Genomic DNA, 21,061 nt, shown 5'->3' with positions numbered 1-21,061 from the left:
CGCGCCTGCTCGCGATGGAGAGCCGCAGGCTGGGACCTTGCTCACAGCCCGTCCTTCACCTTTAGTCCATCCCACAATGCGCGGCACTTACGCCGAGTTCGCAACCGGACGCGCGCGGGAACCATCTCTGTTGGCACATCGGACGAGTGACGAGACTGCGGGGGCCCGGATGCGTGCGACCGTCATGCGTGGATCACTCGCCGTCGCCGGGGTCATCGCCCTGGCCGGCGGCTGCAGGACACAAGCCGTCGATACGGGGGGCAAGCAGCCGCCGCCGAGGGCGGACGGCCTGGCGTCACCGGCCCCCTCCGACGACCCGAAGGAGCCGGGCGCGAAGAAGCCAAGCGCCTCCCGCACCCCGTCGGTGAGACCGACGCCGCCGCCGAAGATCCTCATGGCGCGTGGCGCCGGCGGCGGCAAGGTGCGCGAACTGCAGGCCAGGCTGCGGCAGATCGCGTGGCTCTTCGAAGGGCCGACCGGAAAGTACGGCCCGGCGACGGCCAAGGCGGTCGAGGGATTCCAGGGCAAACGCGGCCTGCCGCGCACGGGGAACACGGACACGGTGACCTGGGCGCGGCTGGTGAAGATGACGCACACCCCGACGCGCGACGAGCTGTACGCGTCCGGCGGGCAGCCCGCGGCGAAGCCGGACCGGCGCTGCATGACGGGCCGCGTCGTCTGCATCAGCAAGACCAGCCGCACGCTGACGTGGATGATCGACGGCAAGGCCCTGATGACGACGGACGTGCGGTTCGGCTCGCAGTTCACGCCCACCCGCGAGGGCGTCTTCAGCGTGTACTGGAAGTCCCGCCACCACGTCTCGACGATCTACCACACGGCCATGCCGTACGCGATGTTCTTCAGCGGCGGCCAAGCGGTGCACTACTCCGCGGACTTCGCGGCCCGCGGCTACAGCGGGGCGTCGCACGGGTGCGTGAACGTACGGGACGAGGGGGAGATCGCGTCGCTGTTCGCGCAGGTCCGCAACGGCGACAAGGTCGTCGTCTACTGGTGACCTGCTGAGAAGTGGAGTGGGGCGCGGGCGGGACCGGGGGAACGTGTCCCGCCCGTGCCAGTGGCACAGAGCCGAAGGTACGGGGGGAACCCGCGGCTCGTGCACGGCCGATGACCAGTCGGCTCACTTGTTACTGCGCCCCGCCGTCCAAAAACGTCACACCCGCCTCGGAAATTCTTTGTCTCCGCAGGTCAGGGCGGTTCGGAGCAGGTCTGAGCAAGTCTGGGCGAGCTCAGGAATGGCTGAGAACAGGCTCAGGACTGTGCGGGCGCGGCGCTGTACGAGGCCGAGGCCGAGGCCGTCGTGGACGGCGTCGTCGGCGCGGTGTCCGAGGCGTCGCCGCCGGGCTCGGACGGGACCCACGAGGCGGTCGGCACGGCGCCCTTGACGCCCGAGTCCTCGCCGTTCTGGCTGTCCTCGTCGCCGTCCTTGCCGCCGTTCTTGTCGTCGCCGTTGTCGCCGTTGCCGTCGTCGCCGCTGAGGGTGTCGTCGGACTCGCCGAGGACGCGGGCGCAGAACCGGTCGGGGTCACGGTCCCGCTTGTTCGTGGCGATGCGCTTCGCGGCGTCCTTGAGGCGCTCCGTCTGGGAGTCGTTCAGGCCGCCGTCGCGGTACTTGCGGCAGGTGTCGGCCATGCGCTGCCGAGAGGCCTCCTGGTCCGCGGCGTCCGATTCGCGCAGGCCGGTGCCGGGCCGCGTCGCCGCCGGGCCGGGCCGGTCCGCCGTGCCGTCCTGGGACGGGGCGTCCGAGCCGGGCCCGGACGAGTCGCCGTCGGGCACGGCGCTGCCCGAGCGTCCGCCGTCGGCCCCCGAGATGTCGGGCGACGGGGAGGCGAGGGGCTGTTCGGGAGAAGCGGCGGCGGAGACGCTGGCGGCGGGGCCCGGTTCGCCGCGGCCGCCGAACGGCGACGGGAGCACTCCGGTTCCGGCCGCGACGGCGACGCCGCCGATCATGCATCCGGCGAGCGCGGCGGCCATCCCGAACCGCACCGGGCGGCCCCAGCGGACGGGCCGCGCGTCGGGTCTCGCGAGGCGGACACTGCCGACGTCGGAACCGGCGTGCCCGCCGGTCCCGGCGTTCGTGTTCGCGTTCGCGTCGTTCTCCCGGCCCACGGGAACGTGGAGCGAGGAGACCGGGGCGAGCGCCCCCCGGGACCGGGCATGGCGTGCCTTCAGGGGCACGGCGCCGGGCTCCTGCGCGCCGGATTCGCGCGCCTTGCGGAACGCGGCCAACGCGGCTGCCTCGCCCGGCAGTTCGCCTCCGTCTACGCGTGTCACTGCAAGTGCGTCGAGTGTCTCGGCCAGACGGGCGGCCCGGGCGCGGGTGACTGCGTCGACGGCTTCCAGGGGCTCACCGCGCAGCAGACGCTCGACCGCGTCCCGGTCCAGCCACTTGTTGTGCTCGTCGGCCATCACATGTCCTTCTGCGTCCGCGTCCGCGAATGCGTCACACCGGCGGACGTCTCCGCGTGCCCGCGCGGTTCTCTCGGGGGCGGTACGGCGTCGAGACCCGCGTGCGCCGTCTGCGCATGCGAACCCTCCGCGCCGAGCAGCTCGGCGAGGCGCTTGAGCCCGCGGTGCGCGGCCGTCCTGACGGCGCCCGGACGCTTGCCGAGCGTCTGGGCGGCGCTCTTCGCGTCGAGCCCGACGACGACGCGCAGGACGACGGCCTCGGCCTGGTCCTGCGGAAGCTGGGCGATGAGCGCCAGCGTGTCGCCGGTGGCGAGGAGTTCCATCGCCTCGTCGGCGGTGTCGGATATCGCGGGCCGGCCGGTGAGCTCGGTCTCGTCCCCGCCGATGGCGGGCCGGCGTCCCCGCATGCGTATGTGGTCGAGGGCGCGGTTACGGGCTATGCGTGCGGCCCAGCCGCGGAAGCGGTCGGCGTCCCCGCTGAACCGGTCGAGGTCCCGGGCGATCTGCAGCCAGGCCTCGGACGCGACGTCCTCCGCGTCCGGTTCACCGACCAGTGTCCGTACGTACCCGAGCAGGCGTGGATGCACCGCGCGGTACACAGTCCGGAACGCGGTCTCGTCCCCGTCCTGCGCTGCATGCACCGCGGCCGTCAGCTCCGCGTCGTCCCCCAGCACTGCGCCACCCTTGCGCTTAAACCCTGCGCCGCTCACCGACGCGAATCAGCACGCTACGGGCTGATACGGCTCCCGTCCATGTTTGGTACAACCCGCAACTAGCACGTGACACAGCGCGGTGTGACACAAAGCGCACGCGCGGCGCTGAAGGTAGTACGGGCCGCCGCGCGGCCCGTACCGCGCGACGGCCGGGGCCTCTCCTGTGGGGGGTGGCGGCCTCGGCCGTCCCGGCGGTGCTCTTCGGGGCGAGCGCGCCGAGGCGTGCCGGTGCCGCCCGCGCAGCCTTGCTTGCCGGGATTCGGCTACTTCCCGGAATGCTTCGACCGGCTCGGCTTCGGGCTCGGGTGCCCGTTTTGCTGACCGTCGGCTTTCCCGTCGGCCGCCTTGTCGCTGCCCTTGATGCCGCTGCCGGTCTCCTGACGGGCCCGCTCCGCCGCGCAGTACGCGTCCACGGAGGCCTCTCCGCCCGCCTCCGCGAGCAAACGCTGCCAGGCGGGCGAGTCGAGCGCCCTGCCCCGGTCCCGTACGGATGCGTACGCGTGGCACTTGGCGAGGGTGTCCCCGGCCTGGTCCGGGTGACCGCCTGACCGACCCGCGTGGGGCCCTGATCCGGCGGGCATCGTGGCGGACGGCCGGACCTGGTCGGGCGTGGACCGCCCGGGGGTGCTGGAGGCGCTCCGCCGGGACGTCGGCCGCTGTTCGGCGTCATCACCCGAGGCGTCTCCGGCCGCGCCCATCCCGGCCATCGCGACGCCGCCCAGCGTGACACCCGCGACGAGCGTGCCCACGGTGGTGCGCAGTGACCAGCGAGCGAGACCGCGCCGGCGCGGACGCCAGTCGTCGCGGCGCCGCGTCCTGGCCGAGTGCGCTCCCTGGTCGCGGGCCTCGCGGAACGCGGCGACGGCCTGCTCCTCGGCGTCATCCCGCGGCCTCGCGGAACGCACCGCGGCCGCGAGCAGGGCCTCGAAGCCTCCGGCAGCCGCCGGGCCGGCCGGCTCGCCCTCGGACACAAGTGGGTTTTCAGTCATCTCGACTCACCCAGCGTTGTGGGGCCGTCATCCGTCACACCTCGTGCGCCCATCTGTGCGGCAAGCTTCTTGAGGCCCCGGTACGCGGCGGTCCGCACGGCGCCCGGACGCTTGTCGAGGACGCGCGCGGCGGACGGCCCGTCGAGCCCGACGACGACGCGCAGCAGCACCGCCTCGGCCTGGTCGCGCGGGAGGCCGCTGATCAGCCTCAGCGCCGCTTCGGTGGAGATCGTCTCCAGGGCTTGGTCGGACGTGCTGTGGGTGCCGGGGAGTTCGAGCATGTCCTGTTCGAGGCCCGAGGTGCGCGGGCGCACCTTCTGGCGGCGCAGCAGGTCGAGGGCGCGGTGCCGGGCGATCGTCGCGGTCCAGCCGCGAAACCCTGCGCCGTCGCCGCGAAAGCGGCCGAGATCGCGGGCGATCTCCAGCCAGGCGTCACCGGCCACGTCCTCGGCCTCGTCGCCGACGAGGCCGCGCAGATAGCCGACCAGCCCCGGCTGCACGAGCCGGTACGCGACCGCGAACGCGGCCTCGTCCCCGTCCTGCGCCCGCGCCACGGCCGTGCCCAGCTCCTCGTCACGCGCGTGCGCGCGACGGGGCTCCCCCACCTGGCCCAACCGTTGTCCTCTTCGTACGTCCGCGTACCCGCCCGACGCGACACAGGTCATCGTGTCCATGCCCCCACGGTCATCAGCGTCCCGGCCCACAGAAATGTCACAGGGCGGCGCAGGTCTTTCCCTTGCCGCGGTCGCCGCCGCGCCCGTGGAGCGTCAGATAGAAGGTCAGGAGGGATTCCTCGCGGCCGAGTTCGAAGCGGTTGACGACTTTGCCCAGGGGGTTCCACACGCGCCCGTCGGGCATGCGGACGCCGGCGGGCTGGCCGAAGTAGGCGCGCTGGGCGGCGTCGAAGCCGACCCAGACGGCCCCGGCCCGCCGCACGAGCACCTCCCCCACGTACGCGCCGATGCCGAACAGGGCGCCCGTGACGGACGCCCGGTCCGAAGTGCCTTTACGCAGGCCGTCGATGAGGAAGTCCGCGACGCGGAGGCTGGCGACGGTGTAGTCGAGCGGGAGCCGGTTGCGCGCGGTGGCGTGCGCGACAAATCCGGCGGCGTGCCGCCGCATCTCCGCCGCGTTCGGCTCAGGCTTGTGGCCCACTCCCATGACGTCCGCCCCTCATCCGGTACGAGGAGCGGCCTGCGCAACTCCCCCGCCCGGCCCAGCGGTTGACGCCACACAAACATCACACGTCACACGCATGTCGCTTCTCACATGACCAATTCGCAAAGGCCGTACAACCTTTGAGGCGGTTGTGCGTCGTGCGTGACCGGAATGCCGAGGGGCGGCCACGAGGTCTGGGCCATGGACCGGGGCTCGGGGCCCTGGCCGTCAGCCGATCGCGATGCGCGGATGCGCGCCCGGCTGGACCCAGCTCATGATGCGGTCCATGGTGGCGCGCGGCACGGAGACGCAGCCCGCGGTCGCGCCCGAGCCGTTGACGTGGAGGAAGATGCCCGCGCCGCGCCCCGGCACGGCGGGCCAGCGGTTGAAGTTGATGACGAGCGCCTTGGCGTACTGCGTCGGGTAGTTGATCAGGTGCTCGCTGCCGCGGTCACCGCTCTCGGTGAGCGGGAAGTCCGCGCCGGCCGCGGTGTGCATCGAGTTGTAGAACTTCGACTCCGGGTCCTCGACCCACCACTGCGCGGAGTCGACGCGCGTGTAAGGCATGTTCGTACCGCCCGCCTCGACGCCGAACCCCTCGGTGAGGGTGTACGTGCCCGAGGGCGTCGTGTAGGTGCTCTGGCGCCGCGTGGAACCAGGGACGACACCGTTGGATCCGACGCGTCCCGCGCTGGTGGAGACGACCGACTTCCACCCGGCGGACCCCTTGGCCCAGGCGGTGACGGTCGCGTACGAACCGCTGGACTTCACGGTGATGACCTGGGTGGCGTTGCCCACCTCGACGGGCACGGGGAAGTCGGGCGCGGAGCCGGGTGCGGGGGCCTTGGACGGGACGCCGGCGGACTTGGCCGGGGCGCCCGCCGAAGCCGAGGCGGACTTCGAGGCGGACGCGGAGGGGGAGCCGCTCGGGCTCGCCTTCTCCGACTTCTTCGACTTCTTCGACTTCTTCGACTTCTTCGACTTCTTCGATGCGGAAGGCGAGGCGGACGTGGATGCCGGGGCGGACGCGGCACCGGCGTCCTCGGCCCGCACCTGGTCGGCGCCGGACGACGCCGGCTTGTCCTGGTGCCCGCACGCGGCGGTGGCGGCCAGCAGAATCACGGCCCCTGCGGCGGTAAGTCCGGTACGAAAACGGGAAACGGGCAGCACGAAGAGACCCTTCGAATGGGCTGGTGTGGGGAGGCGGCCCGTTTATATAGGAGCCCCGCACCCGCCCGCGACCCGGAAGACATTCCGGGCGCACCTTTCAGAATCCGCCCAGATCCTCCACCCGGCGATCAGTGGAGGTAATCCGCCAGCGCGGCGCGCGCCGGCGCCGAGAGCCGGTCCACTGCCATGTCCTCGAGCGTGACGCGCAGCGTTTCCGGCTGCATCAGGGGAATCGCGGCGACAAGGAGTTCCTCACTCTCGTACAGCGGCTCCACCAACTGATAGAACGCGGCGGACGCCACGGACTGGGTCGAGTTCATGAGCAGGTTCTCGGTGAACTCCGCGCATCGGCCGAGCAGTTCCTTGTCACGCTCCGCCTCGGGCATGAGCAGCTCCGGCCGCACCATGTCGCGGAAGACGACCTCACGCAGGAAGTCGTAGAGATCGAACCAGTCGAGATCCCCGGAGACGGCCTGCTCCGCGGACATCCCCGCCGCGGCCTCGATACCGGCCCGGGACTCCGGAACCATGATCAGGAGGAGACCGGGGATCTGGTGTCTGCCGATGTCGGGCACACCGCACCTCTCTTCGTTCGCGGATCACGAAAGGGCCCGCCGCGCGGCGGTCGCGCGGCGGGCCCTGGGCCGTCACTCAGGGAACGGACCCGTGTAGTAGATCTGGCGCTCCCGCACTTCACGCCGCAACAGCTCCCCGGCGTGCGGGTGGAGCTTCTTCCAGTTCTCCGGATAGCCCAGCAGCTGATCCGTCACCCGGATGCTGGTCATCTCCTTGATGAAAGGGCTGCGCTCTCCGAGCGCCAGCAGGCGCTCCAGGAAGGACGCACACCGATTCGCCCGTTTCTCGTCCAAGGGAACGGTCTCAAGGAGCGGCCTCAACACCTCATCAACGAAAACATCGCTGACCAGGGTGTAAGCCCCCACTTCGGCAGCAGGCCGGTTCACCGGATCGGCATACTCGCGTTCGTCCTCCTCCAGCGCGAGGATCGCCTCCCGCTGCTCCGGATAGCACTCCCAGAGGAGGTCCCGCAGGAGCGCGGAAGCCGTGGGGCCGGCCTGCTCGCGCCCGGAGCCGTCCGCCGCTTCCTGCACCCCTGTCGAACTCACTTCTCGCCTCACCCGTTCCCCTCAAAGCAGTTCTTCGGAGACGGCAAGGCACACGTGCACGGCGCCGTGAAGCCCGGTTCTACAACATGGCACCCGTCATGGGCGAGCGACGGAACAATCCGGTCACCTGCCCCCGCCCGCGGTCGTGCGCCCCGGGCGCGGGTACATCAGCGCCGCCGCGCACGCCAGGGCCGGGAGTCCGACGGCGGGCACGGTCCACCACGGGATGCCGGTCCACACCGCCGGGAGCCCCACCCCGAGGCAGACAGCGATGCCGGTGAAGAGCAGCCGCCTGCCGTACGGGTCCCAGGTGAAGGGTGCGTGGGCGCGAGGCATGACAAGGCGCACCGCGCCGAACGCGAACGTCTGAGCCGCGAAGAACGCGGCGAGCATGCCCATGGCCGCGTTCATCTGGAGCTCGTCGCGGGGTGCCTCGGAGCTGTTCTGCCGGACGCCGCCCTTGCTGAGTACGACGATGTCGCGGCGCCAGACGGTGGCCGTGACCCGGTCGCCGGTCTCCAGCCGCTCCAGGAGCGGCCCCGGGTCACCAAAGTCCACGACTCCCTGCCAGGAGTGCCCGTCCTTCAGCGTCGCCGTATAGGTGGAACTCTTCCCGCCGTTCTTGATCACCGTCTTCACGACGGTGAAATGCCAGGTGCTCAGGCAGTCCTTCTGCGCCTGGGCCGTCGCCCGGGCGGGGCACGGCTCGGCTGCCACGTAGTCCCGGTAGCGGTCCCGGTCGGAGGGCAACCACCAAGCGAACGCGATGTAGCAGAGCACCGCCGATACCAGAGCCAGCAGGATCAGCAGCACGCCAACGAACCGGGTCCAGCCCGGCGACCGCCGACGGGCACCGCCCTTGTCCAGCCGCCCGCCCATGCCCTGAGCCGTAGCCCTCGCCCGTACCGTCATGACCCACCCCCTCCGCCCCCATCCTCCGTGAGCCGGAAACGGGCACACAACGAGGTCGGACGGCAGTCCGCGGGAGGTACCGGTTTCCGCATTCCGGCAAACCGGCCACCCGGAGCCGCTCTACAGCCGGGCCGCGCCGTCAGCCACCCGCCCCCGCAGGCACTCGTCGCAGAACTCCTCGTCACCCTCCGGCCGGAACAACCGCTCCTGCGTATGCACGCCCTCGCATTCCCGCAGCTGCGCGACGCGTGGCTGTACGGGTTCGGGACGGCGGGACTCTTCCTCGACAGGGGCCGGTGGTACGTCGCTCAGGATGTACCGGAGCAGGCCGCCCGGCTTGAGGATCGGCTGCTTAGGCCCCGGCAAGCTGCGCTGCACATGCGCCCGTACGCCACCGGGTGCGTGCCCCGCCTCCAGCCAGGCGCTGGCCAGTGCCGCCAGCTCCGGCAGCATGCCGCGCGGCACGCGGAGCCTTGGCTCCAAGTCCAGGACGGTGGCGATGAGTTGGCGTCCGGCATCCGTGGCCACCGGAGTCTCGGGCGCCTCTGTCTCGGGAGGCGTCTCGGGATGGTGGGGGGTGTTCTCAAAAACGGGTTTTTCTGGATGACGGCCGACGGTCCGGCCGGTCGGCTCACCGGCGGCCGGGTTTCCGCCCGTCGGAGCCCCGACCCGTAAGGCGAGCGCCTGCTCCGGCTTCAGCGGCACATTGGAGACGAGCTGCACGGTCGACCACAGTCCACGGCCACCCTGCTGGCGCCACTCGTGCAGATAGCCCTCGCGCTTCAGTTCGCTCTTAGCGCGGTTGAACGCGCACTTGCCGATCCCGGCCTGACGGGCGGTTTTCGACAACGGGTCCCTGGCGTCGTCGGGGAGCGACAACTGCCAGGTCAACAGCCGTACGGCGTCCGACGAGAGGCGCGGATGGCGGAGGATTTCGTTCGGCACCTGGCTGAAGAAACGGGCAGGCGCGATAGCATGACGGAGCATTTTCCGGTGGCGCTTTCCACTGGTGATGAAGGCCCTCTTCGCTGGGTGCGAACCAGCGTTGAGGGCCGCCTCATGTGAGGCGTGCTGTCGCGCCCACCGTATCGCAACTTGCATATGCGAACGGTCACTTGACGTAATCACCACTGCCCGCCGTATCTCTGCGCACGCTCCCGCAGCCACGCCCGCACCCAGACCTCTTCGCTCTCCGAGGCCGGCCGCAGGTCTCGCGCCGCGATCGTCGCCACGAAGTACACGAACCGCACGCGCCGCGATTCCCCGTCGACGCCGAGCACCTTGCCGGGCCCGTAGACGTCCGTACCGGTGTGGGCGACGAACGCGCCTTCCCCGTGCTGCATCGACACTGCCTCTCGATCTCGCTCTGCGTAGGAATTCGGTCACAGAGTGAGGTCGCCACGGTTAGGCTCGCCAGTGGTCCGAGCGTGACAACGCAAGTCGCACATACGGGAGTTGCGGATGGCGATCGAGGACAATCCCGGTTCCCGGACGAGTTACGGGGATGAGCTGCGGCGGCGCCGGGAGGCTGCCGGATTCACACAGGAAGAGCTGAGCGTGCGGGCGATCATGTCCCGCACGCACATCGCGCACATCGAGGCGGGGCGCCGCCGGCCGTCACTTGAGGACGCCCGCCGTCTCGATCAAGTATTCAAGACGGGCGGGGTCTTCGAGAACTTCCTGCCCACGCAGGGAGAGGGAAGCGTCGCCGAACACTTCGCGGAAGCACTGGAGTTGGAGCGACAGGCGACAGTGATCAGGGAGTATGCGCCGAAGCTTGTCCCGGGCGTCCTTCAGACGGAGGCGTACGCCCGCGAAGTCCTCCAGTCCGGCTTCCCGCCGAAGACGGATGAGGAACGTGACAGGCTCGTTGTCACACGACTGGACCGGGCGCGCATCCTGGACAACTTCGCTTCGCCTGTTGCCTGGTATCTCCTCGACGAGGCGGTGCTACGACGCCCGGTGGGCGGCCCGGCCGTGATGTGCGAGCAGCTCTGTCACATCGCCGAGTTGGGCGAACGTCGCCGCATTCGCGTGCACGTGCTGCCGCTCTCGGTAGGCCTGCATGCCCTCCTGGAGGGGTTCGTCTCCTTGATGTGGTTCGAGGACCTGCCTCCGGTCGCGTACGTCGAGGGCCTAAAGACGGGCCGGGTCCTTGAACTCCCGTCCGTGGTACGTGAATGCCAGGCCGTCTACGATCACGCCATGGGCGACGCGCTGTCGCACGGTAAGTCGCTGGCCCTGATCAGGTCCGTCGCGGAGGATTACGCACATGACGCACAGCAGCAGTGAGCAGCAGCGGCATCACATCCGCGTCACCGACGCATCGACCCTGACCATGTGGCGCAAGTCCAGCTACAGCGGAGGCAGCAGCGGCGAGTGCCTCGAAGTCAGCGACGCCTGGCGCAAGTCCACGTACAGCGGCGGCACCAGCGGCGACTGCCTCGAAGTCAACGACCACGCCTGCGCCGCCCACGTCCCCGTACGTGACAGCAAGAACCCTCACGGTCCGGCCGTCGTGTTCACCAGCGGCGCGTGGACGGCGTTCCTCGGTGCGGTGAAGGCGGCCGACCGCTCGCGCCCCTGAGTCCCGCTCCGCCTCGGCGAGGTGCCGGAGGAGGCCGAGCAGCGACATCGTCGACGGCGGCACCGACCGCCGGGCGAGCTGCTCCGGGTCCAGGCCCTCGCACTTCATGCGCAGGGTCAGGCGGTAGTCCGTCAGGAAAGTCTGGAGCGTCGCCAGTTCGCCGTCCGCGCTGACTCCCTCGCTGCTGCGGGGGTCGTCGTCCGGGTCCGCCCACATGTCGGGGTAGACAGACGCCTGGCTCCATCGTGCGGGTTGGTCAGTCATACGTCGCATGGTCGTCGGTGGCGGCCCGCCCCCGCCACTGATTTGCGCGGCTGAGGCATGCCGCGGCGCACCCGTTGAAGTGAACCCCGAGGTATCCGGTGGGCCCAGCGCGGCCAGCCGTTGGGGTCTGGCCCCGGCGGTATCAACAGGCTGTGGCCTGCCACAGGGAAGCAGCGGCCCGCTGCTCGGCGATGAGAGGCGGAAGGGTCTCCATGCCCACACTCATTACTGGTCTGCGAAGAACGCTGGGACGAACCGGGGCTGCCGCGGCCACCGGCCTCGCGCTCGTCCTGACCGCGCCCGGAGCCGCGCTTGCCGCGCCGGGCGACCTCGATCCCGGCTTCGACGGCGACGGCAGAGTCGTCACCGACTTCGGCGGCTACGACGAGAGCCGCGACATGGCATTGCAGGCGGACGGCAAGATCGTCACCGTCGGCCTCAACAACTCTCCGCAAGGCGACGCGGCCGACTTCACCCTGGCCCGCTACAACACCAACGGCAGCCTCGACACCAGCTTCGACGGCGACGGCCTGGTCCTGACCGACGTGAGCGGGGGCGACGAGGACATCGCCAACGGTGTGGCGGTGCAGCCGGACGGCAAGATCGTCGTGGTCGGCCGCAGTGTGGACCCCGTGAGCGGAGGCAATCGGTTCACGGTCGTCCGCTACAACAGCAACGGCAGCCTCGACACCGGCTTCGACGGCGACGGCATCGCGCGCACCGATTTCGGAACGGGCGCGCAGGAGGCCTTCGCGGTGACGATGCAGGCCAACGGCGCGATCGTCGCCGTCGGCGAGAGCGGCGCCAATGTCGCGCTCGCCCGCTACAACCCCGACGGCAGCCTCGACACGGGCTTCGACGGCGACGGCAAGGTCACCACCGGCTTCGCGGGCGGCAGCGCGTCCGCCTACGACGTGGCGATGCAGTCCGACGGCAGGATCGTCGTCACCGGCCGCGCCGGGTACAACTTCCCGGCGAACGCCTCCGATTTCGCGCTCGCCCGCTACAACTCCGACGGCAGCCTGGACACCGGCTTCGACGGCGACGGCAAGGTCACCACCCCCTTCGCCGACGCCGACATCGCCGCCGGGGTGAAGGTGCAGACGGACGGGAAGATCGTCGTCGCCGGAACCAGTGACTTCGACTTCGCGCTGGCCCGCTACAACCCCGACGGCAGCCTGGACCCCGGATTCTCCGGCGACGGAAAGGTCGCCACCAGTTTCGGGGCCGGCACCCTGGACGGGAGCTCCGACCTGGCGTTGCAGTCCGACGGCAAGATCGTCGCCGCCGGCATCAGCCAGGCCGACTTCGCGGTGGCCCGTTACAACGCCGACGGAAGCCTCGACGGCGGATTCGGGACCGGCGGCAAGGTGACCACCGACGTGTCCACCTTCGGCTACTTCGACACGGCCAGCGCGGTGGCGGTGCAGGCCGACGGCAAGATCGTCGCCTCCGGCAACACCGGCGACGACCGCGGTCTGGTCCGCTACCAGGTCACCGGCACGCCGCCCCCGACCGGGGTGGACCTGTCCGTGACCAAGACCGGACCGGCCACCGTCAGCCTGGTGACCAGGCCACCTACACCGTGACGGTGACCAACAAGAGCACCACGACGGCGGCCACCGGCGTCACGCTGACGGACGTCCTCTCCGGACCCGGCACCGTACTGTCGGCCACGCCCGCCCAGGGCACCTGCACCATCACGTCCACCAGCGCCAACTGCGCGCTCGGCTCCCTCGCCGCGGGTGCCTCGACCACGGTGAAGGTGGTCGCCGAACCCAGGACCGCCACCGGCACCCTGTCCGACAAGGCCACGGTCACCGCCACGCAGACCGACCCGGTACCCGCCAACAACTCGGCGACGGCGACCAGCACGGTGAACAACGCGCACGGCTGCACGATCACCGGCACCAGCGGCGCCGACACCCTCACGGGCGGCTGGGGGAACGACGTGATCTGCGCCCTGAGCGGCAACGACACCGTCCGGGCGAGCTACGGCAGCGAAACCGTCTACGGCGGCCCCGGAAACGACAACATCGACGGTGGATTCGACAACGACACCCTGATCGGTGGCCCCGGAAACGACACCCTGACCGGCTACTTCGGCAACGACCGGCTCAACACGGTCGACAACGTCTCCGGCAACGACACCGCCAACGGCGGCCTCGGCACCGACACCTGCACGACCGACCCCGGCGACGGACGCGTGAGCTGCCCGTAGCCCCGGCCTTCACCTACCCCCGGCACCACAGTTCCCTCTGGTGTCACCGGAGCCCTGCCACGACCGGGCTCCGGTGACACGCCGAGGAGGACGGAACCCCTCAGCTCGGACTGAATTGCCGTCAGTTCACGCCCGCGGGCAGGCTGATGCTCTCTTTGAACACCCCGCCATTCACCTCGCCCACGTCCTGCCGGTAGTTGATGTACCCGCCGTCGTGCGGAATGAGGAAGGTGAACCCGAGCCGATGGGCTTTGATCCGCCCGGTCCTGGCGTCCAGGGTCAGCGTCTCGTTGAGCCGGGCGAGCGTGATCTGGGACTTGCTGATGGTGATGCCGGCGCCCTGGAGCTGGGTGAGGACGGGGTCGAGCTCGCGGACGGCGGTCTTCACGTAGGCGCGGTCCTGTACATCCTTCAACCTCGATGGCTGAAGCCTGACTTGAAGCTCGGCCGTGTCGCCCTTCTTCACTGCGGTGACGTCCTTGTTGCCCGCCTTGAGATAACCCCGGTACGCGTCGATGGCGGCCACCGAGTCCTCGACCTTGTTCTCCATCGCGGGGTCGGTGGAGGCGCCCTTCTTCCAGGCGGCGGCCCCCTCCTTGACGTAGGTCGTACCGCCGACGACAAACACCTTCTCCGCCTTCTGCACACCCTTGCTGCTGGTGATGACACCCTGCGAACGGAGGGCCTCCGGCTTCCCGGTGCGCGACACGGTGGCCTCGTAGGACGCGCCGCTCTCCTGCTCCTGGAGCGTGAGGGCCTCTTCGCCCTCCACGGCGAAGGTCCAGCCGGGTTCGGCGGCCATGGCTTTGTCGGCGAGGTCGAGGAAGTCGGCGGGGGTGGTGGGCGCGGAGGTCTTCCCCTCTCCCTTCACCTTCTCCTGCACCTTCGCGTCGGCCTGCTTCGTTGCGGTGGGCCTGGCCGCGTCCGGGCCACCCACCCCCACGCCGCAACCGGCCAACACGACGCACAGGGGCGCTATAGCCGTCAGATATCCCAGACGAAATCTCTTCACTTTCCGGCCTACTCCTCGTCCTCGTAACTCTGGAACCAGTGGGTGTCGTAGTACCGGGCGATCGAGTGGGGGTGCGAACGCTCGGTGAGCATGCGGAAGACGAACTCGGCGGCGGTGCCGTCGAAGCGTGTCCAGGTGTCGGCGATGTCCTGCGACGCGAGGACGGGCCAGCGGTCGGGGTCGTCGCCTTCGGTCAGCCAGTAGTACTGGTCCGCCTGCTCGGACGACCCCCACTCCAGGAGTCCGCCGGGCGCCGGATGGATGCCGTACGGCCTCCACAGGCTCGTGCCCGAGCGGGCCGCGAACCCGGCCAGATGCTCCGCGTTCTCCACGAAGTCCATGCCGGGGACGTCGGACTCGGGCACGTAGAGGGTGAGGAAGCCGTCGAAGGCGCCACATCCGAAGATCTCGGCAAGCTGCTTGAAGTCCGCGGGCAGCCGGGTGCCGAGCCGTTCCTCCACCGCATCCCAGTCGACCGTACGGGCCTCACCGGCCCACCCGGTCACGGCCACGACCCGCTCGACCCACGTGGCGTCGTCGGACAGCTCCTCCACAACGGGCACGTCCCGCTCGGCGACGAGAACGACGTGCCGTATGTCGCCCCCCACCCGGACCGTCCCGGCACCGATCCACTGGTCGGCATGGGCCCAGGCCCGCATGTTGATCACGTCAGCACCGAAGGGCGTGAGCACGGGCCGTCCGGTCGTCGCGTCGACAGTGGGATCGGTATAGCCGCGCATGGCGAGGTTGCGGGAGGCCCCGTAGCGGTTACTGATCCCCTCGATCAGATCGAGGAGGTCGAGCTCTTCGGAGAGGGCGAGGCATACGTGTCCCGAGCCGTGCCCCTCCTCGCAGCACTCGAAGCGCCGAGCGCCTTTGCCGACCAACCGCGTTACAGCATCAACGAGTTCATCCGGTTCCATGACCGCCTCCCGCCTCCTGCGCTCGCCTCGTGCGAGTCTGCTGTCTTCCTTGATCGCCCGGACCTCCCGCCGGATGCGGAATCCGATGTAGCCCCACGCGGGGAGCGTCGCGACGAGGGCCGCCAGCCGGTCGCTCAGGTCCTCACCGGCCCCGAAAGTGATCGCCCCCATGAGTGCCACCCAGCACATGGCGTAGCCGAGCAGTCGATTCACGAGCGACTCCTCCGGTTCTCCTCGGGGAAACCGGGCCGGTTCTACAGCACGCCACCCTCAGCGCGCGAGCGACCGGAGCTTTCGGACATCGCTACGCGTGCGGCGCGCTCCTCGCATCAGGGCGTCTGGGAGCAACGACCTAGTCCGTGACGGCGGGTTCCGGCAGGACGTCCGGGCGCGTACCGGGGACGGCCGGCCGTCGCTCCTCGCGCCTGCCCAGCGTCGCGAGAGCCAGCGTCACGGTGACCGAACCGGCCGCCATCAGCGTCATCGCCGCGGCAGGGGAGGTGAGTTGGGCCAGCGTGCCCGCGAGGAGGGCGCCGACGCCTTGGAGGGCGGCCATGCCGGTGGCGTGCAGGCCGAGGGCCTGGCCCGCGAGGTCGTCCGGGGTGAGGGACAACAGACGTTCCTGCAGGACCAGGCTCGCGGCGAAACCGACGGACGCGACGGTGACGGCCACCGCCGACAGCGCCGCTCCCGGCCGCAGGACGAAGAACAGGTAGGGAGCCGCGAGGAGCAGTCGCAGCGGGGTCGCGAGACGGGGGCGCACCCCGGGCGGCACCAGGCGGCCCACCGCCATGTCACCCACGAACATGCCCAGCGCCCCGACCGCGTACAGCGTGCCAGCGACTCCGGGAGCGTAGGAGACATAGAGCGAATCGCTGCCTACCACCAGGCCGTTGGGGACCCACAGGCCCAGGTACGCCAGGCGGCGGGGGCGCGAGGACCACAGGAGGGCGTTGGTGCGCCAGGTCGCCGCGACGGACGGGCGGCCGGAGGAGCGCGGTGCCCGCGCCGTGAGGCCCAAGCGGGTGACGAGGGCCGACATCACGTACAGCGCTGCCGCGAGGAGCAGGCAGGTCCGTGGGGACAGGAGCGCAAGCAGGACGCCGCCCGTCGCGAAACCGGCCATCTGCGTCAGGCCCCAGAGCATGTTGTAGATCGAACGGCCGAGCACATAGCCGTCCTTCGGCAGGATCTCGTTGAGCAGCCCCCCGCGCACACCCCCGCCCAGCGACGCGACCAAGCCCTGCCCGAGTACGACGACGAACACCGCCCAGACCGGCAGGCCGGGCAGTGCAAGGACCGCCGTGCCGGCCGCGAAGGCGAGGGCGAGGCCGGACAGGACCGCGCGCGGGGGCAGGCGGTCGGAGCCCGAGAGCAGGAACGCGCCCCCGAGCAACTGGGCCAGCTGCGGGCCGAACATGCTCACCGCCGACAGGAACGGGGAGCCGGTGGCCCGGAAGACCAGCGTGGCCAGGGCCAGGCCGCCGATCGTCTGGGCGGCGGCGAAAGCGGCGAAGGAGAGCAGGAACGGGGCGAACTCCGGCGTGCGGAACAGGGTGCGGTAGCTGCGCATGCATCGAAGTCTGGGAGCGGACTGGGGGTCGTGTTTAATGTTTCGCCGACACGCGAAAGGTCGTACGTACGCATGGGCTTGTGGCAGATCGACGCGGACAGCCTCGCCCGCAGCCGGTTCGTGCTCTCGCCGTTCGCCGAGACCTTCGCGAGCCTGAGGCTGCTGCACGCGGGGACAGGTTCCCATCCGGGCGAGGATGCCTGGCTGCGCACGCACCTGCCCGGCTACCGTGCGCGCCTGACGGCCGACCCGGTGGCCGCACTCCTCGTACAGGTGGCCATCGGCACGTCCTGGATCGCCGACTTCTTCTGCCCCACCTCGTGCGAGGGCGAGCGTTTCGAGGAGACCGTGGCCCGGGTGCGGGCGGCCGGGGCCGGGGAAGCGCGCGCCAACCTCCGGGTGTGCCTCGACGGCCCCCTCCCCGCCACCCTGGAGCGGGACGACCTGCCCGAGCGGGCGACCGCGCTGTTGACGTACGTCTGGCAGGAGACCGTACGCCCGTACTGGAAGCGGCGGCGGCGCGTTCTCGAGGCCGACATGGTCGCGCGGACCACGCGCGTGAGCCAGGGCGGCTGGGCGGCCGTCCTTGACTCGCTGAAGCCGGGGACACGGTGGCTCGGGGAGAGCCGGTTCCAGGTCAACCTGAACATGAATCCGCCGCGGGAGATCGCCGCCGGGGCCGACCTGCTGTTCATGCCGGTGACGCCGAGGACGAGTTGGGTGTCATGGGAGGGACGGGAACGGTACGCCGTCGTCTACCCGTGCCTCGGGGTGCTCGCCGAGGACCACGACCGACGACCCGTCCCGGCCGGGCTCGGCGCGCTCATCGGGACCACGCGGGCCGGATTGCTGGTCCTCCTTGAGACTCCGATGAGCACGACCCAGTTGGTCGCCGTGACCGGGCAGGGGCTGGGGTCGGTGGGCAGACACCTGCGGGTACTGCTGGACGCGGGTCTTGTGGAGCGATGGCGTGCCGGGCGGTCGGTGCTGTACATGCGGACGGCGGCCGGGGAGGTGCTGGTGGAGGCGTCGGGGGGCCCGCACCGGTGAGTGACCGACAACCGGAACCCGGGGATCCCCCGGGAACAGTCCTCGCCCCCGCCCATCCCATATCGCCCAATCCGCTGGCGGCCTGCGAGTCACCAGGGCGGAGAGAGGCAGCTTGAGCACCATGGCCACGTCTCGCACCTCACGCCAGTTCTGGCCGTTACAGATGCTCGTCCGTGTATACGCGTCCGCGTCTCGTGGCGACCCACTTAATCAATTCGTCCACGATGGGACAGGACCCATCGATCTGGTCGAGAAGCGCATCCACCCGCTCACGCGGATATTCATCAACCATGAGCACCAACTCCGACTGGACGACCCCCCAGCGGCGAAGCGAAGGCCTGGCCGGTGACTGGATGGCCGCCAGAAGGTTCTCCCGCACCAGCAACTGTCGGAGCCTCGGCACGACTTCGGACACCAGCGCGTCACCAAGAACACGGCCGACGCTCGGACGCGTGCATTCGCTGAAGGCCCATCGGGTACGCGCGAGTCCCGTCGCATCGGCGGCATGCGCCGCCGCTTCCGGCGGGACCACGGGGAACGAAGCGAGGGCTCCGGAGGGATGAGGCGCAGGCAGTCCCGCCTCGGCGTGCCTCCTGTTCAGCCACTGCCAGTACGGCTGCGGAACCAGCGAGCACTCGGCGTAGAACACCACGGCGCAGGGGTCGATGTGCATGGGCGAGAAGGCCAGAAATGCGACGTCCCCAGAGTCTGCCTCAAGCCGATACTCCAACCCCCTCCCCTTCTTGATGCCGAGCGGCTTCAATTCGGGCGTCGCGTAGTCCTTGAGGAAGTCAGCCAGCACACCCAGCCTCCTCAGCCTCAACTGCCCCCGCCCACCCAAGGCTTGAGCAGGTAGTAATCACGGACATCCGGATCCCCCGTCAGAAAATACAGGTTGAGTTCGTCTTCCCTCTTCGCCACGTCGATCACCCACTCGTACGTCCTGGGCGGCTTCGTAAAGGGCTCCTCGCCAGTGGACGGGGCGGACGCCTGAGGGGTTTCGCGACGCATCACGATCTCCTCCGCCGTGATCGACATCCGGATCTGGTCGCGCCTGCGGCCGTCCACATCGTCCCCCTTCGCCTTCTCGAGCTTCCAGCGCCCGCTCCCCGTCATGCGCCACCCGTCGTCGAAGCCCCACTCCTGGCCGTCCAGAAGCTTCACTTCGGCCCGACCCCCGCGCTTCAGAGTAATCCGGCTGCCCTGCCAGCCCTCCCAGTCCCCGGTCACCGCCCCCGCGCTCACCACCACCGGCGCCGGCTTCGGCTCATAGCGGTGGTCCCACATGGGTGAGCACGAAGCGCCCAGGAGAGCGAAGGCGGCGACGCACGCGGTCGCCACCAGCCGAGGTGCAAAGCGCTCCTTCACCGAGCTCACGCTTCCCTTCTCTCAGAGGCCACCTCAGAGGCCAGCCGGAAGAACAGTCTCAGCACTGCTCCGCTGCGGCCAGAGATACCCAATGGCTGGGGTTACGCAAGCGGACCGACGGCTACTGAGACACGGTCCCGGCAACTGGAGCGCCGTTGAAGGGCACCGCACCCGACCCAGCGACGAATGCCGAGAACTCAGTCAACTGCCCGGGGGCGAACGCGCGCTTGGGTATCACGATGGCCATTCGCGCTGACCAGTGAAGCAAGAAAGCTTCCCTCGTCTCGCGGATCTTGATGATGGCGGCCCACTTGAATTCACCACGCTCAAGGTCCGTTTCGATCGTGAACTGATGTGCGGTGAGAAGAAGTTGCGTGGGCTTGCACAGGCGAGAGGCTTGCTTCTTGACGCGCATTCTTGTGACGAGCGTCAGCAGCAGGACGTGCGCCACCCCGACGCCTATGCAAAGGGAGCCGGGGGAATCCAGGCCGTGGTCACCGTCCCCCAGCGTCAGGGCAGTGAGGCCGAGGACTAGAAGCACAATGGTGACGGCCCACAGGATGATGCGCCTTCGCCGGGCCATCCTCAAGAGGGCACGTCTGAGCTCGTTCGGTTGCAATTCGTAGGACAGCTTGATGTTCAACTTGGGCCCCATCCCTGCTGAGTGACGATCGTCCTCAGGAACCCTGGGGGCGATCGCTGTTCACATGCGCCTGTGGATCAGCCGCCGATCAGTCGATGCGACCGCTCAGGCCACTACCTTCGGGTCGTCACTCGGGAAGCCCTCGGGCAGGCCCGGCACGTCGATGGTCCGCCGGTACACGCCGGCCAGGAACTCCACGGCACCAACCGGGAACTCCGACCAGTCGCCGTTGGCTCCACGCACCACCACGGGCCAGGAGTCCGGGTCGGGTGAGCTCATCCTCCAGTAGAGGTAGTCCCCCTCATTGGACTCCGCCCAGCGCAACAGACCACCGGGCTGCGGGTAGGGGACGTAGTCCTCGGTGTCGCCCATCTCGTACAGATCCTGGAGGATCTCGGCCGACTCCCTGGCCCCGGACGCCCATGCCGTCTCGACCCCGGGCCGCGGAACGGACACGAAGAGGAAGTCGTCGACGACCAGCGCCGGATACGCCTCCGCCAAGGACCGGTAGTCGGACGGCAGCGCCGTACCCAGGTCCGCTTCGAGGGCAGTCCAGTCCATGCTGCGCCCCGCCGGCACACGCCACTGCGTCATCGACGGAAGCGCGGCCTCCAGCTCTTCGACTCTCAGCATGTCGTCCTGCATGGGCTGCTGCAGACAGAGGCGTATGCGCGGGTGGTGTTCCGTTCAGTGAGGCCGAGCATGGTGGACGAGGCGATCGAGCGCTCGGTCCAGGCGCGCCTGGCCACGCAGACCTTGCTGACCAGGGCACCCGCGTGCCGACTGACGTTCGTGCTTGAGGAGTGCCTCGAAGTCGCTCTGGAGTGGCGGAAGTCGACGTACAGCGACGGAGAGGGCGAGGCCTGCGTAGAAATAGCAACGGCGCCCGCCGCGACCACAATCCACGTACGCGACTCCAAGAACACT

At 69.7% G+C, this 21,061-nt stretch carries 24 protein-coding genes and 2 pseudogenes; 7 read left to right on the top strand and 19 right to left on the bottom strand.

What is annotated here, in order from left to right; translation table 11 throughout:
* Positions 1 to 169 precede the first annotated feature (169 nt).
* Entirely contained in the window at positions 170 to 1,015 is an 846-nt protein-coding gene (locus ACY0PA_RS26225) for a L,D-transpeptidase family protein (protein ID WP_473080075.1), read from the top strand.
* Positions 1,016 to 1,269: 254 nt separating this feature from the next.
* Here ACY0PA_RS26225 and ACY0PA_RS26220 read toward each other — a convergent pair whose 3' ends face one another.
* The 11 genes from ACY0PA_RS26220 to ACY0PA_RS26170 all read right to left on the bottom strand — a co-directional run bounded on the left by ACY0PA_RS26220 (position 1,270) and on the right by ACY0PA_RS26170 (position 9,836).
* Positions 1,270 to 2,427 (bottom strand): hypothetical protein, encoded by a 1,158-nt coding sequence (locus ACY0PA_RS26220; protein WP_473080074.1) that lies wholly within the window; start codon positions 2,425 to 2,427, stop codon positions 1,270 to 1,272.
* On the bottom strand, positions 2,427 to 3,101 hold the full coding sequence (locus ACY0PA_RS26215; protein ID WP_473080073.1) for an RNA polymerase sigma factor: 675 nt from the start codon (positions 3,099 to 3,101) through the stop codon (positions 2,427 to 2,429). Before ACY0PA_RS26215 ends, ACY0PA_RS26220 begins: the two co-directional genes overlap by 1 nt.
* A gap of 302 nt (positions 3,102 to 3,403) precedes the next feature.
* On the bottom strand, positions 3,404 to 4,129 hold the full coding sequence (locus ACY0PA_RS26210; protein WP_473080072.1) for a hypothetical protein: 726 nt from the start codon (positions 4,127 to 4,129) through the stop codon (positions 3,404 to 3,406).
* Positions 4,126 to 4,743 (bottom strand): RNA polymerase sigma factor, encoded by a 618-nt coding sequence (locus ACY0PA_RS26205; protein WP_473086431.1) that lies wholly within the window; start codon positions 4,741 to 4,743, stop codon positions 4,126 to 4,128. Before ACY0PA_RS26205 ends, ACY0PA_RS26210 begins: the two co-directional genes overlap by 4 nt.
* A 97-nt stretch (positions 4,744 to 4,840) precedes the next feature.
* Positions 4,841 to 5,290, bottom strand: a complete 450-nt coding sequence (locus ACY0PA_RS26200; RefSeq protein ID WP_473080071.1) for a hypothetical protein — start codon at positions 5,288 to 5,290, stop codon at positions 4,841 to 4,843.
* A 225-nt stretch (positions 5,291 to 5,515) separates the two neighbouring features.
* Entirely contained in the window at positions 5,516 to 6,409 is an 894-nt protein-coding gene (locus ACY0PA_RS26195; RefSeq protein WP_473080070.1) for a L,D-transpeptidase family protein, read from the bottom strand.
* Between the two features lie 176 nt (positions 6,410 to 6,585).
* Positions 6,586 to 7,032, bottom strand: a complete 447-nt coding sequence (locus ACY0PA_RS26190; protein ID WP_473080069.1) for a hypothetical protein — start codon at positions 7,030 to 7,032, stop codon at positions 6,586 to 6,588.
* Positions 7,033 to 7,104: 72 nt separating this feature from the next.
* On the bottom strand, positions 7,105 to 7,566 hold the full coding sequence (locus ACY0PA_RS26185) for a hypothetical protein (RefSeq protein ID WP_473080068.1): 462 nt from the start codon (positions 7,564 to 7,566) through the stop codon (positions 7,105 to 7,107).
* Positions 7,567 to 7,704: 138 nt separating this feature from the next.
* Positions 7,705 to 8,493 carry a hypothetical protein gene (locus ACY0PA_RS26180; protein ID WP_473080067.1) on the bottom strand — a complete coding sequence of 263 codons (789 nt, stop codon included), beginning with the start codon at positions 8,491 to 8,493 and terminating at the stop codon, positions 7,705 to 7,707.
* A 120-nt stretch (positions 8,494 to 8,613) separates the two neighbouring features.
* Positions 8,614 to 9,438 (bottom strand): hypothetical protein, encoded by an 825-nt coding sequence (locus ACY0PA_RS26175; protein WP_473080066.1) that lies wholly within the window; start codon positions 9,436 to 9,438, stop codon positions 8,614 to 8,616.
* Between the two features lie 179 nt (positions 9,439 to 9,617).
* Entirely contained in the window at positions 9,618 to 9,836 is a 219-nt protein-coding gene (locus ACY0PA_RS26170) for a hypothetical protein (RefSeq protein ID WP_100594949.1), read from the bottom strand.
* A 118-nt stretch (positions 9,837 to 9,954) separates the two neighbouring features.
* Between ACY0PA_RS26170 and ACY0PA_RS26165 the strand changes: the two genes are divergently transcribed.
* A complete protein-coding gene (locus tag ACY0PA_RS26165; protein WP_473080065.1) occupies positions 9,955 to 10,785 on the top strand; it encodes a helix-turn-helix domain-containing protein in 831 nt (276 codons plus the stop codon).
* Positions 10,766 to 11,080, top strand: coding sequence for a DUF397 domain-containing protein (locus tag ACY0PA_RS26160; protein ID WP_473080064.1), 315 nt, complete (start codon positions 10,766 to 10,768; stop codon positions 11,078 to 11,080). Before ACY0PA_RS26165 ends, ACY0PA_RS26160 begins: the two co-directional genes overlap by 20 nt.
* Here the strand turns inward: ACY0PA_RS26160 and ACY0PA_RS26155 are convergent.
* Positions 11,081 to 11,353, bottom strand: a pseudogene (locus ACY0PA_RS26155) (mycothiol transferase); the annotation flags it as partial.
* Positions 11,354 to 11,556: 203 nt separating this feature from the next.
* On the opposite strand from ACY0PA_RS26155, the gene ACY0PA_RS26150 reads away from it, so the two are divergent.
* Together ACY0PA_RS26150 and ACY0PA_RS26145 are read left to right on the top strand one after the other, a co-directional pair.
* Positions 11,557 to 12,933: a delta-60 repeat domain-containing protein gene (locus tag ACY0PA_RS26150; RefSeq protein WP_473080063.1), complete on the top strand. Its 1,377-nt coding sequence runs from the start codon at positions 11,557 to 11,559 to the stop codon at positions 12,931 to 12,933.
* A 2-nt stretch (positions 12,934 to 12,935) separates the two neighbouring features.
* Positions 12,936 to 13,565, top strand: a complete 630-nt coding sequence (locus tag ACY0PA_RS26145) for a hypothetical protein (protein WP_473080062.1) — start codon at positions 12,936 to 12,938, stop codon at positions 13,563 to 13,565.
* A 121-nt stretch (positions 13,566 to 13,686) separates the two neighbouring features.
* On the opposite strand, the gene ACY0PA_RS26140 is transcribed toward ACY0PA_RS26145, so the two are convergent.
* From ACY0PA_RS26140 to ACY0PA_RS26130, 3 genes are all read right to left on the bottom strand, one after another.
* Complete coding sequence (locus tag ACY0PA_RS26140; protein ID WP_473080061.1) at positions 13,687 to 14,577, bottom strand: hypothetical protein; 891 nt, start codon at positions 14,575 to 14,577, stop codon at positions 13,687 to 13,689.
* A gap of 8 nt (positions 14,578 to 14,585) precedes the next feature.
* Positions 14,586 to 15,713 (bottom strand): SMI1/KNR4 family protein, encoded by a 1,128-nt coding sequence (locus ACY0PA_RS26135; protein WP_473080060.1) that lies wholly within the window; start codon positions 15,711 to 15,713, stop codon positions 14,586 to 14,588.
* Between the two features lie 139 nt (positions 15,714 to 15,852).
* Positions 15,853 to 17,073, bottom strand: a complete 1,221-nt coding sequence (locus ACY0PA_RS26130; protein ID WP_473080059.1) for an MFS transporter — start codon at positions 17,071 to 17,073, stop codon at positions 15,853 to 15,855.
* A 72-nt stretch (positions 17,074 to 17,145) separates the two neighbouring features.
* Here ACY0PA_RS26130 and ACY0PA_RS26125 point away from each other — a divergent pair, with 72 nt between their 5' ends.
* Positions 17,146 to 18,123, top strand: coding sequence for an ArsR/SmtB family transcription factor (locus ACY0PA_RS26125; protein ID WP_473080058.1), 978 nt, complete (start codon positions 17,146 to 17,148; stop codon positions 18,121 to 18,123).
* 157 nt (positions 18,124 to 18,280) lie between these two features.
* On the opposite strand, the gene ACY0PA_RS26120 is transcribed toward ACY0PA_RS26125, so the two are convergent.
* The 4 genes from ACY0PA_RS26120 to ACY0PA_RS26105 form a co-directional block, all read right to left on the bottom strand.
* Positions 18,281 to 18,925 (bottom strand): hypothetical protein, encoded by a 645-nt coding sequence (locus ACY0PA_RS26120; RefSeq protein WP_473080057.1) that lies wholly within the window; start codon positions 18,923 to 18,925, stop codon positions 18,281 to 18,283.
* Between the two features lie 17 nt (positions 18,926 to 18,942).
* The gene (locus ACY0PA_RS26115; RefSeq protein WP_473080056.1) at positions 18,943 to 19,500 is read right to left on the bottom strand and encodes a hypothetical protein; all 558 of its coding nucleotides are present in this window, start codon (positions 19,498 to 19,500) and stop codon (positions 18,943 to 18,945) included.
* 112 nt (positions 19,501 to 19,612) lie between these two features.
* On the bottom strand, positions 19,613 to 20,134 hold the full coding sequence (locus tag ACY0PA_RS26110) for a YcxB family protein (protein WP_473080055.1): 522 nt from the start codon (positions 20,132 to 20,134) through the stop codon (positions 19,613 to 19,615).
* Between the two features lie 105 nt (positions 20,135 to 20,239).
* Positions 20,240 to 20,767 carry an SMI1/KNR4 family protein gene (locus tag ACY0PA_RS26105; protein WP_473080054.1) on the bottom strand — a complete coding sequence of 176 codons (528 nt, stop codon included), beginning with the start codon at positions 20,765 to 20,767 and terminating at the stop codon, positions 20,240 to 20,242.
* A 42-nt stretch (positions 20,768 to 20,809) separates the two neighbouring features.
* Here ACY0PA_RS26105 and ACY0PA_RS26100 point away from each other — a divergent pair.
* Positions 20,810 to 21,016: pseudogene (locus tag ACY0PA_RS26100) on the top strand (DUF397 domain-containing protein); the annotation flags it as partial.
* Positions 21,017 to 21,061: the final 45 nt, after the last annotated feature.

It is taken from the genome of Streptomyces sp. DS1-CR2 (assembly GCF_055760475.1).
This window is presented reverse-complemented; position numbering and strand designations above follow the sequence as displayed.

What these genes read in the sequence shown, in the direction of transcription:
- ACY0PA_RS26225 (WP_473080075.1), top strand. Translation starts at nt 170, where the DNA reads ATGCGTGCGACCGTCATGCGTGGATCACTCGCCGTCGCCGGGGTCATC.
- ACY0PA_RS26220 (WP_473080074.1), bottom strand. Translation starts at nt 2,427, where the DNA reads ATGGCCGACGAGCACAACAAGTGGCTGGACCGGGACGCGGTCGAGCGT.
- ACY0PA_RS26210 (WP_473080072.1), bottom strand. Translation starts at nt 4,129, where the DNA reads ATGACTGAAAACCCACTTGTGTCCGAGGGCGAGCCGGCCGGCCCGGCG.
- ACY0PA_RS26200 (WP_473080071.1), bottom strand. Translation starts at nt 5,290, where the DNA reads ATGGGAGTGGGCCACAAGCCTGAGCCGAACGCGGCGGAGATGCGGCGG.
- ACY0PA_RS26180 (WP_473080067.1), bottom strand. Translation starts at nt 8,493, where the DNA reads ATGACGGTACGGGCGAGGGCTACGGCTCAGGGCATGGGCGGGCGGCTG.
- ACY0PA_RS26170 (WP_100594949.1), bottom strand. Translation starts at nt 9,836, where the DNA reads ATGCAGCACGGGGAAGGCGCGTTCGTCGCCCACACCGGTACGGACGTC.
- ACY0PA_RS26165 (WP_473080065.1), top strand. Translation starts at nt 9,955, where the DNA reads ATGGCGATCGAGGACAATCCCGGTTCCCGGACGAGTTACGGGGATGAG.
- ACY0PA_RS26160 (WP_473080064.1), top strand. Translation starts at nt 10,766, where the DNA reads ATGACGCACAGCAGCAGTGAGCAGCAGCGGCATCACATCCGCGTCACC.
- ACY0PA_RS26150 (WP_473080063.1), top strand. Translation starts at nt 11,557, where the DNA reads ATGCCCACACTCATTACTGGTCTGCGAAGAACGCTGGGACGAACCGGG.
- ACY0PA_RS26130 (WP_473080059.1), bottom strand. Translation starts at nt 17,073, where the DNA reads ATGCGCAGCTACCGCACCCTGTTCCGCACGCCGGAGTTCGCCCCGTTC.
- ACY0PA_RS26125 (WP_473080058.1), top strand. Translation starts at nt 17,146, where the DNA reads ATGGGCTTGTGGCAGATCGACGCGGACAGCCTCGCCCGCAGCCGGTTC.
- ACY0PA_RS26105 (WP_473080054.1), bottom strand. Translation starts at nt 20,767, where the DNA reads ATGCTGAGAGTCGAAGAGCTGGAGGCCGCGCTTCCGTCGATGACGCAG.